Source organism: Caulobacter rhizosphaerae, assembly GCF_010977555.1.
GTDB lineage: Bacteria > Pseudomonadota > Alphaproteobacteria > Caulobacterales > Caulobacteraceae > Caulobacter > Caulobacter rhizosphaerae.
The window spans coordinates 5,715,993-5,732,418 of sequence record NZ_CP048815.1 but is presented as its reverse complement, the minus strand read 5'-3'; the positions used below and the strand labels follow the sequence as shown (position 1 = coordinate 5,732,418).

Below are 16,426 nucleotides of genomic sequence, written 5' to 3'. Positions count from 1 at the left end.
CGTCACCGCCTCGGTATGTGTCGTGTCATCTCGATCGCCGCCCCCCATGGCGCACGACCGCGTCTCAAAACCTTCGTTGTCCAGCAGGCACAGGGGTTTGATCGGCGAACGCAAGGGTTCGGCCGCCGCCAGTGATCTCCATGGACTGGAAGAGCGTTGAGACGCTTAAACTAGCCAGCGGCCCCCGCCGGTCAAACGGAAAACTTGCGTCCGTCGGCGGATATTTCTGTTGACTCGACAGACGTCCGCGCCCGCCAAGGGAATGCTATTTCGGAGCCCGATGTTCACCCGATGGAATGTCCCGGGGACAATCTTCAGTTTGAAAAAAGGCAATAGAAAAAGCCGACCGAGTTTCCCCGATCGGCTTTTCTAAGTCTTTGATTTCGCTAACCGAACGGCGTTCGGCGAGAAACTGGATTTAGGCCGCGGCCTGATCAAGCTTCTTCAGGCGAGCCGCCAGGCGCGAAACCTTGCGCGAACCGGTGTTGGGATGGACGACGCCCTTGGAGACGGCGCGCATCAGTTCCGATTGCGCTTCGATGAACGCGGCCTTGGCGACGGCCTTGTCGCCGGCGGCCAGGGCGTCTTCGAACTTGCGCAGGAAGGTGCGCACGCGCGAGCGGCGAGCAGTGTTCACTTCGGTGCGACGGGCGATCTTGCGGATCGCTTTCTTGGCGCCGGGATTATTGGCCATGAGTTGGACCTTCAAACGGACAGCCGCGCGGGCGGCCGCGAAGCAGGAGAAATCAAGAGCGCGCGGATATACGGGAACGACCGCCTTGGGTCAATCGCCGAGGACCCAGAATCTCGCGCGCCGGCCTGGCGAGGGTTCACGACCCCTTGAACGCCGGTTTGCGCTTCTCGACGAAGGCGGCCATGCCTTCCTTCTGGTCGTCGAACGCGAACAGCGAGTGGAACAGGCGCCGCTCCAGCGCAACGCCCGTGCTGAGCGTCGTCTCGTAGGCCGCGTTGACCAGCTCCTTGTTCATCGCCGTGGCCAGGGGCGACTGGGCGGCGATCCTGGCGGCCACGGCCAGGGCTTCGTCGACCAGGGTGTCGGCGGGGAAGATCCGCGAGACGAGGCCGGCGCGCTCGGCCTCCTCGGCGCCCATCATCCGGCCGGTCAGGATCATGTCCATGGCCTTGGACTTGCCGACCAGGCGCGTCAGGCGCTGGGTGCCGCCGATGCCGGGCGCGACGCCCAGATTGATCTCGGGCTGGCCGAACTTGGCCGTGTCGGCGGCCAGGATGAAGTCGCACATCATCGCCAGCTCGCAGCCGCCGCCCAGGGCGTAGCCGGCCACCGCCGCGATGATCGGCTTGCGGGTCCCTTCGATGGCCCGGGCCCCGGCCGCGAAGAAGTCATCCTTGAACATCTGGGCGTAGGACTTGTCGGACATCTCCTTGATGTCGGCCCCGGCCGCGAAGGCCTTGGCCGAGCCGGTGATGACGAGGCAGCCGATCGCGTCGTCGGCCTGGGCCGCCGCCAGGGCTTGGCCCAGCTCGGCCAGCAGGGCGGTGTTGAGGGCGTTCAGCGCCTCCGGCCGGTTCAGGCGGATCAGGGCCACGCCGGGCGCGGCCTCGGGGGTCTCGACGATCAGGGTCTGGTACGCGGCCATCGGCGGGTCTCCTGTTGAGCGCCGCCGTTATAGAGCCCCGGACGGCGTTGGGGAGCCCCCGGGGCTGTTGGTTCTGACCGTTGCGGCTTTGCTCTAGATAGCTCGTCATCCCGGGCCTTGTGCCCGGGACCCCTGGTTCAACTGACGGTGAAGGGAAATGGCGCGCCGGCGCGCCACACCTCCGCACCTCCGCACCTCCGCACCTCCGCACCTCCGCACCTGCGGCGGACAAAGGGGTCCCGGGCACAAGGCCCGGGATGACGAAGGAGAGGAGAACCGCGAGCCGAACTCAGAGCGCCGGAGCACTACCCGCCAATGAACGCGGCCAGTTCGTGCGGCTCGCCCGTGGGGAAGGCGGCCTTGAGGTGGTCGAGAAAGGCCGAGACCCGCGCGCTGAGCAGGCGGCGCGACGGGTAGAGCGTCCACAGGTGGATTTCCGGCCCGTCGACGTCGCCCCAATGGGCCAGACGGCCGGCCGCCAGGTCGTGGCTGACCAGCGACACCGGAAGCCGCGCGACGCCGACGCCGGTCCGGACCGCGTCGCGGACCATGATCATCGACGACAGGCCAAGGACCGGATCGACCATCAGGGTCGAACGTCCGGTCGCGCTCGCCACCCTCCAGGCCTCGGTTCCGGATCCCGTCCCGCGCACGACGGCGGGGACGGTCGCGCCGTCCGCGGGGCGGACAAGGTCGGGGCTGGCCACCACCACCAGGCGGTCGCGCATGAAGGCCCGCCCGACCAGGGTCTCGTCGGCGTGCGGATTGACGCGGATCACCAGGTCGTAGCCTTCCTCGACCATGTCGACGGCCCGGTCCTCCGTCGTCACCTCCAGGCGGACGTCCGGATATTTCAGGGCGAACTCGGCGGCCAGCCTGCCCATGGCGATCTGCGAGAACAGCAGGGGCGCGCTTACCCGGAGCAAGCCGCGCGGGGTGCTGCCACCGGACGCGATCCCGGCCGCGGTCTCGTCGAGTTCGGTGAGCAGGGCGGACGTCCGCTCGTGGAGCGTCCGTCCCTCCTGGGTGAGCCGCAGCGTCCGACCGCCGCGCTCGAACAGGCGCAGGCCGAGGCTGGCCTCCAGTTCCGCGACCCGGCGCGACAGGGTGGCCTTGGGCCGTCCGGCGGCCCGGGCGGCGCGGCCGACCCCGCCATGCCGGGCGACCAGGTTGAAGTCGGCGAGGGCCAGCCAGTCCATGTGTTCCACCTGTGGGACGGAGTGTCCAGATCTAGCGGCTATTGGCCGGCCTGTGGATCACTAATTTGCCGGGTGTCACTTCAACCCCGGAGATTTTCCCATGACCATCCTCGTTACCGGCGCCACCGGCCGTGTCGGCGGCCACGTCGTCCAGCAACTGGTCCAGCGCGGCGCCGACGTGCGCGTGCTGGTCCGCGACCCCGCCAAGGCCGACTTCCCGGCCGGCGTGGAGGTCGTGCAGGGCGACCTGCTCGACATCGACGCCGTGCGCGCCGCCTTCAGCGGCGTGCGCACGCTGTTCCTGCTCAACGCGGTGGCGGCCGACGAATTCACCCAGGCGCTGATCGCCCTGAACATCGCCCGCGAGTCCGGCGTCGAGCGCGTCGTCTACCTGTCGGTGATCCATGCCGACCGCTTCGTGAACGTGCCGCACTTCGCGGTGAAGGCCGGCGCCGAGCGGATGATCCAGCAGATGGGCTTTTCCGCCACGATCCTGCGCCCGGCCTACTTCATCGACAACGAGCTGACGATCAAGGACGTGGTCCTGAACCACGGCCTCTATCCGATGCCGATCGGCGGCAAGGGCCTGGCCATGGTCGACGCCCGCGACATCGCCGAGGTCGCCGCGATCGAGCTGATCCGCCGCGACCAGGCGCCCGGCAAGCTGCCGACCGAGACCCTCAACCTGGTCGGCCCCGACACCCTGACCGGGTCGGACGTGGCGGCGATCTGGTCGGACGTCCTGGGCCGTCCGGTGGCCTATGGCGGCGACGATCCCACCGGCTTCGAGCAGAACCTGGCCAGCTTCATGCCCAAGTGGATGGCCTATGAGATGCGCCTGATGGCCGAGCGCTTCGTCGGCGACGGCATGCTGCCCGAGGCCGGCGACGTCGAGCGCTTGACCAAGATCCTGGGCCGCCCGTTGCATTCGTATCGCGAGTTCGCGGCCCAGATCGCCGCGACCGCCGGCAAGGACTAAAGGCCATGATCTATTCGACCGCGACCGTTCCGGTGAATCCGGAAGACGAGCCCAGCCTGACCCGCGCGCAAGCCTGGGCCGGCCTGGAGCTCAAGGCCCGCGACGCCCGGCTGTTCCTGCCGCCCGGCCTCTGCACCCGCTGCGACGTCGTGGAGGAAAGCGCGACCCACTTCGTCCGTGACGCCACCATCGGCGGCGTCGACCTGCGCGAGATCGTCGCCCTGGAGCCCCGGAGCAAGGTCACCTTCTTCCAGGCCGCGGGACCGCGCGAAGGCGCCATCGTCAACGAACTCTTCGAGGACGAGGCCGGGGCGCTGCAGCTGCGCTTCTACGGCTATCTCGGCCTGCGCGGCAAAACGCCGAACGGTCCGGAGGAGCAGGCCGAGCAGGCCCAGTTCGACGGCGAGACCGGCTACCGGGCAGCGCTGCTGTCGACGCTGAAGCGCACCCGCGAGTTGCTCGCCGAGGGCAAGCTGCAAGCCTGACGGCCGAGGTGAGGGACCGTCTCCCTGGAGGCGGTCCCCTACACCTGGCAGACCGGGCAGAAGAAGGTCGAGCGGCCGGCCTGGACCTCGCGGGCGATCGTTCCCTTGCAGCCGGGCGTGGGGCAGGGCTGGCCCTCGCGGTCATAGACCCGGAACCGGTGCTGGAAATAGCCCAGGGCCCCGTCGGCCGCCGCGAAGTCCTTCAGGGACGAGCCGCCGACCTCGACCGCCTCGGCCAGCACGGCCTTGATCGCCATGGCCAATGGCCCGAGCCGCTTGCCGGCGATCATGCCCGCCGGCTTGAACGGCGAGATATGGGCCCGGTGCAGGGCCTCGCAGACATAGATGTTGCCCAGACCGGCGACGGTCTTCTGGTCCAGCAGCAGGGTCTTGGGGCCCTGCTTGCGACCGTTGAAGGCGGCGACCAGGGTCTTGGCGTCAAAGGTCTCGCCCAGGGGTTCGGGCCCCATGGCCGCGAACCAGGGATGGCGGTCCAGTCGGTCGGTGGCGACCAGGTCCATGAAACCGAACCGGCGCGGGTCGTAATAGGTGACCACCGCCCCGTCTTCCGTCTCGAACACCACGTGGGCGTGCTTGTCGTCGGGCGTGACGGCGCGGGCGAAGTCGCCAGGGCGGGTCGAGCCCTCCGGAACCGCGATCTCGAAACGCCCAGTCATGCCCAGGTGCATCACCAGGGTGTCGCCCCGGTCGAGCGGGGCCAGCAGGTACTTGGCCCGGCGGTCCAGCCGCAGGATCTTCGCGCCGGTCAGCCGCTGGACGAAGCCGTCGGGCAGGGGAAAGCGCAGGTCGGGACGGTTGGCGCGGACGCGGGCCAGGCGGGCGCCGGCCAGGACGGGCTCCAGGCCGCGGCGCACGGTCTCGACTTCGGGCAATTCGGGCAAGGCGGACCTCGGACGGGAAAGGGCCGCCAGATATCGGTCATTCGCGGCGCGGTTCCTAGGCCCAGCCGGAGGGCCCCGCGCAAAACCGGTGACGGACGGACGCTGACGGTTATAAGAGCCGAACGACGGGGCCGCGCGCCCAGAACCGTCCCACGGCTATTTCGAGCGCCAAATTCGAGCAATGACATGACCAAGGCCTCCGCCACCTTCGGATTCAAGGACGTCGATCCCTCGGCCAAGGCCGGCCTGGTGCGCGGCGTGTTCGACCGGGTCGCCAAGAACTACGACCTGATGAACGACGTGATGAGCGGCGGGGTGCACCGGCTGTGGAAGGACGCGGTCGCCGCGCGCCTGAACCCGCAGCCGGGCGAGATCATCATCGACTGCGCCGGCGGCACTGGCGACATGGCTCGGCGCTTCGCCAAGATGACCCGGGCGGCGCAAGAGCGGCGCGGCGGTCCCGACGCCCTGATCAACATCATCGACTACAATGCCGAGATGATCGCCGCCGGCATCGAGAAGGGCGGCGCGCCCGAGATCACCTGGACCGTGGGCGACGCCCAACGGCTGCCGCTGCCCGACGCCTATGCCGACGCCTATGTGATCTCGTTCGGCATCCGCAACGTCACCGACATCGACGCGGCCCTGCGCGAGGCGCGCCGCGTCCTCAAGCCCGGCGGCCGGTTCCTGTGCCTGGAGTTCTCCAAGCCGGTGACCGAGGCCCTGGCGAAAGCCTACGACGCCTATTCCTTCAAGCTGATCCCGCAGTTCGGCGAATGGCTGGCCAAGGACCGCGACGCCTACCAGTACCTGGTCGAAAGCATCCGCCGCTTCCCCGACCAGAAGACCTTCGCCGGCATGATGGAGAACGCCGGCTTCAAGCGGGTGACCATCACCAACTTCACCGGCGGCGTCGCGGCGATGCATCAGGGCTGGGCGATCTAGGCCCAGTTGGGCGTAGGGTGGTGAGGCGACGCCCTCGTCCTTCGACAGGCTCAGGATGAGGGCGACTTAGGGCGGTTCCGTAGAATTCCTCATCCTGAGCCTGTCGAAGGACGAGGAATTCGGTCCAAGATCGTCAACGGTCCATAGCCCAGGGTCAGGGCCGACGCGGGTCTGAGGGGCTCGCGCGCTCCGCCTCCGCCTAGGTCGGGGCGTTCACGACGCGGTTGGACGCCACGATGTCGGCGTGGGTGGGGCTTGGCCCAAGCTTCGCAAGGGTCTCCATCATCGCGTCGCGCTTCGCCGGGGCCTCCCCCGGCCGGGCCAGGGCCAGGGCGTCGCGGGTCTCCTGCGCGTTCCAGTCGCAGCAATAGACCGGCGTCGAGGGCTGCTGGCGCCAGGACTCGGCCAGGGGGCCGGCGTCGACGGGGTCGAAGCCGACGTCGTTGACCAGGCGGGCGACGAGGGCCTTGGCGTCCGGATCGTCGCCGGCGGCGGCGACGGCCAGACGGTCGCTCGCGCCGAGGGGACGACCCAGCTCGGCCAGGGAATAGGCCAGGATGTTGTTGAACGCCTTGACGACCGGGCGGCCGATCTGGCGCGACACCCAGACGCTTTCCACCATTCCGTCGTCGATTTCGGCGATCTGGGGGTCGCGCAGACCCGGATAGTAGTTGCCGGTGTCGATCACCGGCGCGGCCGGCGGCAAGCCGTCGAACAGGTCCTTCGGCAGGTCGGCCACGGCGGGAAACGGGATGGAGAGGATGACCGCGTCCACGCCCTCGACCGCGCCCCGTATGTCGACCGGCGTCGCGCCGACCTTGTCGGCGAAGGCGCGCACGCCCTCCACGCCGCGCGAGTTGGCGACGCGAACCTCGTGGCCCGCCGCCCGCAGCTTGCCGGCGAGCGCGCCGCCGATGTTGCCCGTACCGATGACGCCGATCTTCATGTTGTCTCTTTCCGCAAGGTGGAGGGTGTCAGCCGGCGCATCAGGCGCCGTCAGGCCTCGAGGCGCGATCGCCAGCGCGTCGAGGGTGCGTCGAAGGTCGTCGAGACCTTCATCGGTCAGTTGGCACGCGGTCTTGATCTGTCCGGTGACGCCACGGACCGCCGCCTCCAGAGAACGCCCGGCTGGCGTCAGGTCGACCATGACCCGGCGCTCGTCGGTGGAGTCGCGGGTGCGGCTGACCCGCCCCGCCGCTTCCAGGCGCTTGACCAGGGGGGTGATGGTCCCGGTGTCCATGTCCAAGGCGGCGCCGAGGGCGCCCACGGTGCGCGGCCCGCCGTCCAGCAGCTCCAGGACGACCAGGTACTGGGGGAAGGTCAGCCCCAGCGGCTCCAGGATCGGCTTGTGCAGGCGCACCATGCGGTTCGCCGCACTGTGGAGCGAGAAGGAGAGTTGGGTCGCCGTGCTACGTGTCACATCCGGTTCCTAGCGCACGATTGTCTAGTGCTCTAGATAATGCCCTTGGCGCGCACTTCAACCCGCCCGGTGCGTTCACCGTCGCGGGCTGGCGCGGCGCTCTGACGGGTAGGCGCCGGGCGGCGGTAGGCGCTACCCGCCGCCCCGGAGCTTCAGATCATACTCGACATGCCCATGGCGCCGAGCAGGCCGTTCTGGATCGGGGCGACGGCCGCGTTCAGCTGTTCGACGCCGAAATCCAGGCCCTCGGGCATGACGACGGTCCGCAACGGCCGCCGGTCCGTGGCCTCGACCAGCCGGGCGATGGCGTCGGCGACCCGCTGGGGACGGGGCGGATTGGCCGGATCGTCGCCGTCGCCGGCGTGGGCCTTGATCTGGCCGGGGATCGCCGCGACCTCGCCATAGGCCGCCAGCACGCCCCGGTCGGAGGGCTCCGGGCTGGACGGGAGGAGGTTGCTGGGGAACGGTCCCGGCTCGACGACGACCGAGTCGATCCCGAAGCTCGACAGTTCGTAGCGATAGGCTTCGGCCAACGCCTCGAGCGCGAACTTGCTGGCGGAATAGACGCCGAAGAAAGGGGCGACCACGCGTCCCATCAGGGACGTGACGTGGACGAGAAGCCCGCCGCCGGCGGCCCGCATGTGCGGCAGGACAGCGCGGTCGGCCCGCACGGCGCCGAAGAAATTGACCGCGAACTGCCGTTCGATGTCGGCCACCGTGTAGGCTTCGGTGACCCCGACCGCCATGACGCCGGCGTTGTTGACCAGCACGTCGATCTTTCCATGCTGCGCGATGACCTGGTCGATCGTCGAATTGACCGACGCCTCGTCGGCGACGTCCATTTCGAGGACCTGCAGCGCATGGCCTCCCGCCTTCGCCGCCTCAAGGAGCTCACGCCGGACTGGGTCGTTTCGCCCGCCGACGTCGCGCATGGTCGCCACCACGACGTGCCCTCGCCGCGCAAGCTCCAGGGCCGTCAGCTTTCCGAACCCGCTGCTGGCGCCGGTCACCACGACAATTTTTCCGCTCATCGATCTTGTCTTTCCATTCGAGGGAGTGTCGCAGACTAGATAGACAGATCTGTCTGTCTTTGCCAAGCGTAAATAGACAGACTAGTCTGTTTGCGAGCGGATGGTTCGAGGCGCGAGGATGGACATGGCCGAGGTGACGGGATTCGCGGACCTGGAGACGCAACCGCTGGCCGCCCTCGCCCCGCGAGAGCGGATCCTGAAAACGGCGTCGGACCTGTTCTATCGGTTCAGCGTCCACTCCGTGGGGATCGACCGCATCATCGCCGAAAGCGGCGTGGCCAAGATGACGTTCTACAAGCACTTTCCGTCGAAGGCTGACCTCGTGGCCACCTACCTGCGCCACAAGAGCGCCCTCTGGTTCCAGATGCTCGAAACCGCGACGGAAGACCCCGGCCTGTCTCCGTCGGAGCGCATCCTGGCCATCTTTGACGCGCTGGACGGGCCCTTCCGCTCGCCGGCCTTCCGCGGCTGTCCTTTCGTCAAGGGCATGGCCGAGTTCGGACCGGACGCCGACGTCCCGGACGTCCAGGCGACCATCACCGCCTATTTCAAGGGCCTGCACGACCTTGTCGCCGCGCTCGTCGAGCCCTTGGGCCTGAACAGGCCTGAAAGGACCGTGATGCAGATCCTGTCGCTGATCCAGGGCGCGATCGTGATGGCGCAATCGACCCGCGACCCGCTCGTGGCGGAGGCGAACCGCGATGCGGCCAGACTGTTGATCGAGAACGCGGCAGCGAGCGCCGGAGCCTGAAGCTTCGCGCTCGCCGACGGCTGTCAGGCCGCCGTGTCGCGGGCGGCTCCGGAGTCACTCCGGGATATCCGGCGTGGAAAGCGTTGGGGCGCGGAATTCGGTAGAGACGGACTACCGCGCCCACGCTATGGCCCCCTACGCCCTGTTGATAATTGACGATCTTGGGCCGAATTCCCCGTCCTTCGACAAGCTCAGGATGAGGAATTCTACTCGACCGCTCTACCAGTAGCCCTCATCCTGAGCCTGTCGAAGGACGAGGGCGGCGCCTGTACGCCAACGCCTGACCGTCGACAGCGCCTAAAGCGCGCCTTCCCGAAGGCCTGCCCTTGGAGCAGACGTTTGATCGGCTGCCGAGGGCCGAACACCCGCTTCATTGCTTCCCGGCAAGGGTTTCCCGCGCCGCTTTTCGCGAGGCGCGGCCGGTCGACGGCGAAAGCGGCCTTGACCGGAGCGCGCGGAGCGGGCTTTCAGGCCGGGACATGAGCCTTTTCCCGCCTGCCCGTCGCTTGCCGATCGAGACCTTCGCCGCATGAGCCGGGTCGCCGCCTGTCTGCGCCTGGTCGCCACCGGCTGGGCCCTGGCCCGGGCCGACGCCCTGGTCCCGCGCGAGGTCGAGCCGATCCTGCCGCCGTCGGCGCGGCTGGCGGGACGAGTCCTGCGCCTGTTCGCCGGCTCGGCCGCCCGCAAGGGCCGGCCGGGCGAACGCCTGGCCCGGGTGCTGGAGCGCGAGGGCCCCGCCGCCATCAAGATGGGCCAGTTCCTGTCCACCCGCGCCGACATCTTCGGCGCGGCGTTCGCCGAAGACCTGTCTCACCTGAAGGACCGCCTGCCGGCTTTCCCGCTGGAGGTGGCCAAGGCCGAGGTCGCGCGCGGCCTGGGCGCGCCGCTGGACACCCTCTACGCCCGCTTCGACGCCTCGATCGCCGCCGCCTCCCTGGCCCAGGCCCATGCCGCGACCCTGCTGGACGGCACGCCCGTGGCGGTCAAGGTGCTGCGGCCCGGCGTCGAGCGCCAGGTGGCGCGCGACAGCGCCGCCCTGCGCCTGGCCGCCAGCCTGGCCGAGCGCTTGGTCCCGGCGGCCCGCCGGCTGCGGCCGCGCGAGTTCGTCGAGGTGGTGATCCGGGCCCTGGACCTGGAGCTGGACCTGCGCTTCGAGGCCGCCGGCTGCGCCGAACTGGGCGAGGCCATGAAGCGCGACCCCTACATGCGCGCGCCCGACGTGGTGTGGGACGGCGTCGGCAAGCGGTTCCTGACCCTGACCTGGGCGCCGGGCCTGGCCCTGTCCGACCCCGCCGCCCTGGAACAGCCGGGCCTGGACCGCAAGGCCCTGGCCGAGGCGGTGACGCGCGGCTTCCTGGCCCAGGCCCTGGACCACGGCCTGTTCCACGCCGACCTGCACGAGGGCAACCTGTTCGTCAGCGCCCCAGTTCAGGGCGAGGGAGCCGCCATCGTCGCGGTCGACTACGGCATCCTGGGGCGCCTGGGCCCGGCCGAGCGCAAGTACCTGGCCGAGATCCTGTACGGTTTCCTCAATCGCGACTATCCGCGCGTGGCGGCGATCCATTTCGAGGCCGGCTACGTGCCCGCCCACGAGGATCGCGACGCCTTCGCCCAGGCCCTGCGGGCGGTGGGCGAGCCGGTGTTCGGCCGCGACGCCAGCGACGTGTCGATGGGCAGGCTGCTGGCCCAGCTGTTCGAGATCACCGCCCTGTTCGACATGGCCCTGCGGCCCGAACTGGTGCTGCTGCAGAAGACCATGGTCACGGTCGAGGGCGTGGCCCGCCGCATCGACCCGACCCACGACCTGTGGGCGGCCGCCGACCCAGTGGTGCGCCGCTGGATCGCCCGCGAACTGTCACCGGCCGCCAAGGTCCGCGACTTCGCCGACGAGGCCGTGCGGGCGATCAAGGCCCTGGCCCGCCTGGCCGAGACGCCGGCGGCTCCGACGGTCGCCGTGGTCCAGCCCCGCGCCACCCGGCCGCTGCTGTGGTTCCTGGCCGGTGCGGCGGTGGCGACCCTGGCCTTCGCGGCGGGGCTGTTCGTGGCGGGTATGGGGTCCGCGTAGCGACGCCCACGCAGCGGAGTGTCGCCCTGTGACGGCCCGGAACGCCGGGGCCGAGAAAACGACGCCCGCCCGCGCCGCACCGCGCAGCCGGCCCGCCATCAGCGGCGTCACCGTCCCACCGCCGCGCCTCCCGCCTCCCGCCTCCCGCCTCCCGGCGGTGCGGAGCAATCGTCCATGGATTGCCGAGGCCAAAAAGCTGTCATGCCAAGCGCCGCCTGACGAAGGCCGGGGCATTCAACATTCCGCAAGCTCACCCAGGGGCGTTGCGCACGCTCCTGGGTCCCGGACGCCCCCCAGGCCGACCGGGGTGACGAGGCGAGGCGGCGCCGGTCGCGCCCTGCCCTCGCCCCGGCGCCTCCCCCAGGGCGCGCTTGTGGGGAACGCCCTAGCTGTCGGTGCTGGCCGATCGATCCCGCGCCGCCGCCGTCCGCCGCGCCTGGCCGGTCTTCTGCGTGGCCCAATAGGTCGCGCCGTCGTCGGGCTTGAACATCGTGCGCGGCGCGCCGGTCTTGGTGACCACCGCGAAGATATTGGCCTTGGGGTCGTAGATCAGGGTGTCGCCATTGGCGCGCGTCAGGGTTTCGGCCCCGGCGGGCGGATGGGCGACGAAGGCGTGGGTCTTGCGGACATAGTCGTCGACATCGGCGGCCGCGAAGTCGGCGCCGTAGCGTTCGAACCCGCGCTGGGCGTTCTCCTCGGCCGTGCGCGTGCGGTTGGCCGCCCACATCGGCTTGCCCGCCACCTTGCGGACCGGAGCGTCGCGCGGGTCGGGCCGGACCGGCGCGCTGTCGTAGGCGCCGCCGCCATAGGACGGCGCTTCGCGGTCGGACGCCGGTTGCGCGGCCGAGGCCACGTCGCCCGCCTTGGGCGCCTTCACGGCGGAGGCGCCGCCGTCGCAGGCGGCGAGACCCAGGGCCAGGCCGGTGGCCGCCAGGGCCGGAAACCAGGACGCGCGTCGTACCGTCATGATCGATCTCCGAATGTTTCTTCTACTTTGAAGGCATATATATACTTGACGAACCCACGGAAACGGCTAAGTTAGAACGGAAGGAGAAACACCGTGTCCGTTCTGTCCAAGCCCTACTTCCACGATGAAGCCGAGGCGTTCCGCTTCGTTGAGGGCATTCTGTGGGCTCAAGGTCCGGTGTGTCCGCACTGCGGCGGCTTCGAACGCATCTATGACCTGGTCAAAACCCGCATCGGCCTGCGCAAGTGCGGCCAGTGCCGCAAGCAATTCACCGTCCGCGTCGGCACGATCTTCGAAGACAGCCACCTGCCCATGACCAAGTGGCTCCAGGCGATCTATCTGATGTGCGCGAGCAAGAAGGGCGTCTCCTCGCTCCAGCTCTCGCGCGTCCTAGAAGTCACCTACAAGACGGCGTGGTTCCTGACCCACCGTATCCGCGAGGCTATGCGCGCTGGCGAACTTGGCCCGTTCGGCATGGGCGGCGCCACGGTCGAGATCGACGAGACCTTTATCGGTTCGGACCCCGACGCTCCCGCCCCCAAGAAGGGCAAGGGCCGCACCATCAAGCAGATGATGAAGGTCGTTACCCTGGTCGAGCGTGAGACCGGCCGCGCCCGCTCCATCGTCGTGGACAAGTACACGATCCAAGACATTGTCCCGATCGTGGAGGCGAACCTGTCGCGCGAGGCCCGTCTGATCACCGACGAGTCCAAGCTCTACACCGTCATGGGCCGCGGCTACCGCTCGCACGAGACCGTGGTTCACTCCAAGGATGAGTACGTTCGCTACGACGGCACCGCCCGCTACATCACGACCAACACCGTCGAGGGCTACTTCTCGGTCTTCAAGCGCGGCATGAAGGGCGTCTATCAGCACTGCGCCAAGAAGCACCTGCACCGCTATCTGGCGGAGTTTGACTTCCGCTACTCGTACCGCTCGGCTCTGGGCGTCGAAGACCAAGAGCGCGCGATGTGGGCGCTGAAGGGCTTCGCCGGGAAGCGACTCACTTACAAGGCATCTCACCCGCAAGCCTAAGGCCAGCAGAGGAGGTCCAAAAGTTAGCGGACCGAGGCGCTGGAGGGGAAAGAGTCACAGGCACGCAAAAGCGCGGAAAGCCAGAGGATTCTTGACTTTCCGCGCCGCGCTGCTAGCTTTCGCTAGTCCCTAGGGTCTTGCTTCGGCTTGCCACATGGGATGCTCCTGACGAGGCCTTTGGCCCCTGTTGGTGGCGATCGTCAGCGCGGCTTGGCCGCAAAACTTCGACGCGCTGACAGTCGATAGGTGGTGGAGCCGGGGGGAGTCGAACCCCAGAGAGGACCCGTGCAAGTGAGCCTCTGGCCCGGCCTTTATCCGGCCCCACATCTCTAAATGACCTCCCCGTCGTCAGGCTGGGAGGTCATTTTCTTTTCGGCGCTGGGCAGCGAATACGTGCCGCCATCCTTAACCAACTCACCGCGCCCCACTAGGCGGCTAAGCACGTTGTACGCGCCGGTCTTGTTTTGAGTGAGTGACTCCTCAAACTCAGGGATCGCAATCAGATAATCGATGACCTCACTGCTGGTCATTCGCCCAGCCTCCGCGAGCGCCCGCTTGATGGCGTCTGCCAAGGGGGAGCGACGAGTAGAGTGAGTAGGCGCGGCCTCATCGCTGCGCAGGCCCAGCTCCACTTCACTCATGTAGCTTTTGTAGCGATTGGGCACGAACAGCCAGCCGTTGTGCTTCACCAGCTCGCCCCGAGCCGCAAGGCGCGAGATCGCGTGGTAGAATCCCTTGTCGCTTTCGGTAAGCTTCGGCCCCAGCTCGGTCTGCTCAATGATTTCCCGCAGCTCTTGCGTGGACAAGCGGCCCTGGGCGGCCTCCTTGAGGGCCTGCTCGACGGCTTCCACAAACGTCAGGCGACCGTAGTTGCGGCGAGCAGGAGGCGAGTTGGCGAAGGCCCTCGTATCCGCCGGCTTCAGCGCCGACATGAGCCTACCTTGAGCCTGCGCATTTTCAGCGAGGGCCGCCTCAAGGCCTTGCGGGCGCTTCGGCGGCTGATCGGGCATAAGGATCGCGAACAGCGCCTCGGCGGCGGCTACTTGCGCCTTCAAGCGTTCTTGCCTCGCGCGAAGATCACCGATCTGGGCTTCAAGCTTCCCGACTTCCACGCGCCACGCCTCGACGTCATCGACGCCGACGCGCGGAGAGGCTGAGGAGGAGAACGAGAAAGACATGAGGGCTACTTACACCCATCCTCCCGAGTCGAACAGCCCCGACAGGAGAAAGTGACGTGACTACGCGACTATCACGCGATCGTGTAGGATTGCAGGATGACCGACGAACCCAAGCCCCAGCCTGAAAAGTTCCGTGACCTAGCCCGCCAGCTAGAGTGCGACGAGGACGAAGCGACGTTTGAGGATCAGGTGCGGCGGATCGCTAAGCCCATTAGGGGGCATACGCCGCCGGCCGAAGAATGAGTTTTTCCTTGCCCTGAACGGTTGCCCCCAAGAGGCAGAGCTGTAAATCGACTGGTTTTATCGTGCAGTGCCCATCGCAGTGACTCAGGATCATCTTGTTATGCTGCCGACCCGGCGGTGCAACCGTGTAGATTTTCTTGTTCGGAAAGCGTGACTTGACGAGGCGTACCGTGGCCGCCTGGTCGCCGTCGGCGGTAACAAGATAGCAGTGGTCGAAGATATCTCGGTGCGCATCGTCAGCGAGGGCGAGAGCTAGGTTTACGTCACCCTGCTTTTCCACCCTGAACTCATGTTCTTGGCCGCACTTGCGGCAGCGCCTGACGTCTTTAGCGAAATGACCTTTGATGCAGTCGACTCCTTGGGCTTCTAGCGCCGCTAGGTACGCGCGGTGTCGAAGCAATTTTGGGGTGTCGTCCGTGATCAGGGCCGTACACGTTACCACGCGCACCAACTCCTCATCCTTGCCGATGATGAGCCTAGACAGCGCGTACAGGTCTAGCCACTTCAGCATGGGCTGCTGAAGCGCATCGATTGCATGATACATGTTGAAGCCGTCGAAATAGACGGCAGCGCGAATCGCCATGATTCGCAGCCTAAAGTAAAAACCCCCAAGGCATAGGCCTCGGGGGTTTTCAGGCTACCGGTAAACCGATAGCGAGGATGGGGTGTATATAGAGTCCGAAGGGCTTGACATCAAGTTAATTTGTTAGCCCCCGTTAAGTTCCGCCCCCTAGACCGAGTCGAGCGCTATGCGAACCCGGTTCGCATACGAGCGCCGCTCGCATCCTAGCGGCGGTTCCGTTCGATGCGCTCACAGATCGGGCGCATCTCGTCATCGCCTCTCATGCAGTCATGGATGCGAGATTGAGAGCGAAAATAGCTGCTTCCTAGCCAAAGGGCGGCGGCGAGGACCACGGCTCCTGCGATGAACAACCGGAACTGCCTTGCCGACACGCGTCTCTCCCGTGCGAACCCGGTTCGCCTCAGATCAGCTCGCATTGGCGCAGCCCCAGCGCGCCGCCAAAGGATTGCTCGATTCGGCCAATGCCGCGCACTCGATCCCCCTTATGAATGGTGGATAGGCGGTCTTCCCAGGTCTTCCGGTCGAAAATTGGTGAGAATGCGCTGTAGTCGTATCCCCGCTCAAGGTTGTCCTTAGCGAAGAAGATCATCATGCTTTGATCGTCCGCCGCTTTGATGTCGTGAACCAAGCCTTCAAAACGCATCCACTTTCCAACATAGGCGGAAAGAACGCGCTCAGCTTGGCTGGAGGTCATTCCCTTCGTCAGGCTCTCCATGCGAGCCTTGGTCATGTCTTCCGCCAGAAAGACGCGGTCGCCAGCCTCAACAGGGAACGACGGGGGCGATAAGGGCCTGCGCGCCTTGGGGGAGTCTTGGCTGATGAACTGCTTCGCCACCCAACTGGCGCCGCCGATGACCAACAGCGCCAGCGGCACGTAGTTCCAGCCGCCGCTAAGGTCTAGCATCGGCATAGCCGCCCTGACCTGTTCAGCGTCCTTGAGCGCCTGTTGCGCCGCCTCAACGATCCCCGCGCCGACGATTGTGCCGACTGTGACCTTGTCGAAAAGCCCGAGTTTCTGCCCCAT

16 protein-coding genes and 1 pseudogene are annotated in these 16,426 nt (G+C 67.3%); 6 read left to right on the top strand and 11 right to left on the bottom strand.

The features are described 5' to 3' along the window. Nucleotides 1-418: 418 nt before the first annotated feature. From rpsT to G3M57_RS26205, 3 genes are all read right to left on the bottom strand, one after another. Nucleotides 419-694, bottom strand: coding sequence for a 30S ribosomal protein S20 (gene rpsT / locus G3M57_RS26215; protein WP_018060940.1), 276 nt, complete (start codon nucleotides 692-694; stop codon nucleotides 419-421). 136 nt (nucleotides 695-830) lie between these two features. After that, nucleotides 831-1,619, bottom strand: coding sequence for an enoyl-CoA hydratase (locus G3M57_RS26210; protein ID WP_163233609.1), 789 nt, complete (start codon nucleotides 1,617-1,619; stop codon nucleotides 831-833). A gap of 305 nt (nucleotides 1,620-1,924) precedes the next feature. Continuing rightward, nucleotides 1,925-2,818 carry a LysR family transcriptional regulator gene (locus G3M57_RS26205; RefSeq protein WP_163233608.1) on the bottom strand — a complete coding sequence of 298 codons (894 nt, stop codon included), beginning with the start codon at nucleotides 2,816-2,818 and terminating at the stop codon, nucleotides 1,925-1,927. Nucleotides 2,819-2,918: 100 nt separating this feature from the next. On the opposite strand from G3M57_RS26205, the gene G3M57_RS26200 reads away from it, so the two are divergent. Next, nucleotides 2,919-3,797 carry an SDR family oxidoreductase gene (locus G3M57_RS26200; RefSeq protein WP_163233607.1) on the top strand — a complete coding sequence of 293 codons (879 nt, stop codon included), beginning with the start codon at nucleotides 2,919-2,921 and terminating at the stop codon, nucleotides 3,795-3,797. Between the two features lie 5 nt (nucleotides 3,798-3,802). Next, nucleotides 3,803-4,282 (top strand): AtaL-like protein, encoded by a 480-nt coding sequence (locus G3M57_RS26195; protein ID WP_163233606.1) that lies wholly within the window; start codon nucleotides 3,803-3,805, stop codon nucleotides 4,280-4,282. Nucleotides 4,283-4,320: 38 nt separating this feature from the next. Here G3M57_RS26195 and mutM read toward each other — a convergent pair whose 3' ends face one another. Beyond that, nucleotides 4,321-5,184 (bottom strand): bifunctional DNA-formamidopyrimidine glycosylase/DNA-(apurinic or apyrimidinic site) lyase, encoded by an 864-nt coding sequence (mutM, locus tag G3M57_RS26190; RefSeq protein ID WP_163233605.1) that lies wholly within the window; start codon nucleotides 5,182-5,184, stop codon nucleotides 4,321-4,323. 186 nt (nucleotides 5,185-5,370) lie between these two features. On the opposite strand from mutM, the gene G3M57_RS26185 reads away from it, so the two are divergent. Further along, entirely contained in the window at nucleotides 5,371-6,129 is a 759-nt protein-coding gene (locus G3M57_RS26185) for a class I SAM-dependent methyltransferase (RefSeq protein WP_056757410.1), read from the top strand. Between the two features lie 22 nt (nucleotides 6,130-6,151). On the opposite strand, the pseudogene G3M57_RS27685 reads toward G3M57_RS26185, so the two are convergent. The 3 genes and pseudogenes from G3M57_RS27685 to G3M57_RS26175 all read right to left on the bottom strand — a co-directional run. Next, nucleotides 6,152-6,250, bottom strand: a pseudogene (locus G3M57_RS27685) (hypothetical protein); the annotation flags it as partial. 78 nt (nucleotides 6,251-6,328) lie between these two features. After that, entirely contained in the window at nucleotides 6,329-7,492 is a 1,164-nt protein-coding gene (locus G3M57_RS27270; protein WP_163233604.1) for an NAD(P)-binding domain-containing protein, read from the bottom strand. 209 nt (nucleotides 7,493-7,701) lie between these two features. Then, nucleotides 7,702-8,580: an SDR family oxidoreductase gene (locus G3M57_RS26175; protein WP_163233603.1), complete on the bottom strand. Its 879-nt coding sequence runs from the start codon at nucleotides 8,578-8,580 to the stop codon at nucleotides 7,702-7,704. A gap of 124 nt (nucleotides 8,581-8,704) precedes the next feature. On the opposite strand from G3M57_RS26175, the gene G3M57_RS26170 reads away from it, so the two are divergent. Continuing rightward, the gene (locus G3M57_RS26170) at nucleotides 8,705-9,331 is read left to right on the top strand and encodes a TetR/AcrR family transcriptional regulator (RefSeq protein WP_156402368.1); all 627 of its coding nucleotides are present in this window, start codon (nucleotides 8,705-8,707) and stop codon (nucleotides 9,329-9,331) included. Nucleotides 9,332-9,860: 529 nt separating this feature from the next. Beyond that, nucleotides 9,861-11,396 carry a 2-polyprenylphenol 6-hydroxylase gene (gene ubiB, locus G3M57_RS26165; RefSeq protein WP_163233602.1) on the top strand — a complete coding sequence of 512 codons (1,536 nt, stop codon included), beginning with the start codon at nucleotides 9,861-9,863 and terminating at the stop codon, nucleotides 11,394-11,396. A 385-nt stretch (nucleotides 11,397-11,781) separates the two neighbouring features. Here the strand turns inward: ubiB and G3M57_RS26160 are convergent, their stop codons facing one another. Then, nucleotides 11,782-12,363 carry a hypothetical protein gene (locus G3M57_RS26160; protein WP_163233601.1) on the bottom strand — a complete coding sequence of 194 codons (582 nt, stop codon included), beginning with the start codon at nucleotides 12,361-12,363 and terminating at the stop codon, nucleotides 11,782-11,784. A 93-nt stretch (nucleotides 12,364-12,456) separates the two neighbouring features. Between G3M57_RS26160 and G3M57_RS26155 the strand changes: the two genes are divergently transcribed. Beyond that, nucleotides 12,457-13,398 carry an IS1595 family transposase gene (locus tag G3M57_RS26155; RefSeq protein WP_163233600.1) on the top strand — a complete coding sequence of 314 codons (942 nt, stop codon included), beginning with the start codon at nucleotides 12,457-12,459 and terminating at the stop codon, nucleotides 13,396-13,398. 329 nt (nucleotides 13,399-13,727) lie between these two features. Here G3M57_RS26155 and G3M57_RS26150 read toward each other — a convergent pair whose 3' ends face one another. From G3M57_RS26150 to G3M57_RS26140, 3 genes are all read right to left on the bottom strand, one after another. Next, entirely contained in the window at nucleotides 13,728-14,576 is an 849-nt protein-coding gene (locus G3M57_RS26150) for a hypothetical protein (protein WP_163233599.1), read from the bottom strand. A gap of 211 nt (nucleotides 14,577-14,787) precedes the next feature. After that, on the bottom strand, nucleotides 14,788-15,402 hold the full coding sequence (locus G3M57_RS26145) for an NYN domain-containing protein (RefSeq protein ID WP_163233598.1): 615 nt from the start codon (nucleotides 15,400-15,402) through the stop codon (nucleotides 14,788-14,790). Nucleotides 15,403-15,802: 400 nt separating this feature from the next. Then, nucleotides 15,803-16,426 (bottom strand): hypothetical protein, encoded by a 624-nt coding sequence (locus G3M57_RS26140; RefSeq protein WP_163233597.1) that lies wholly within the window; start codon nucleotides 16,424-16,426, stop codon nucleotides 15,803-15,805.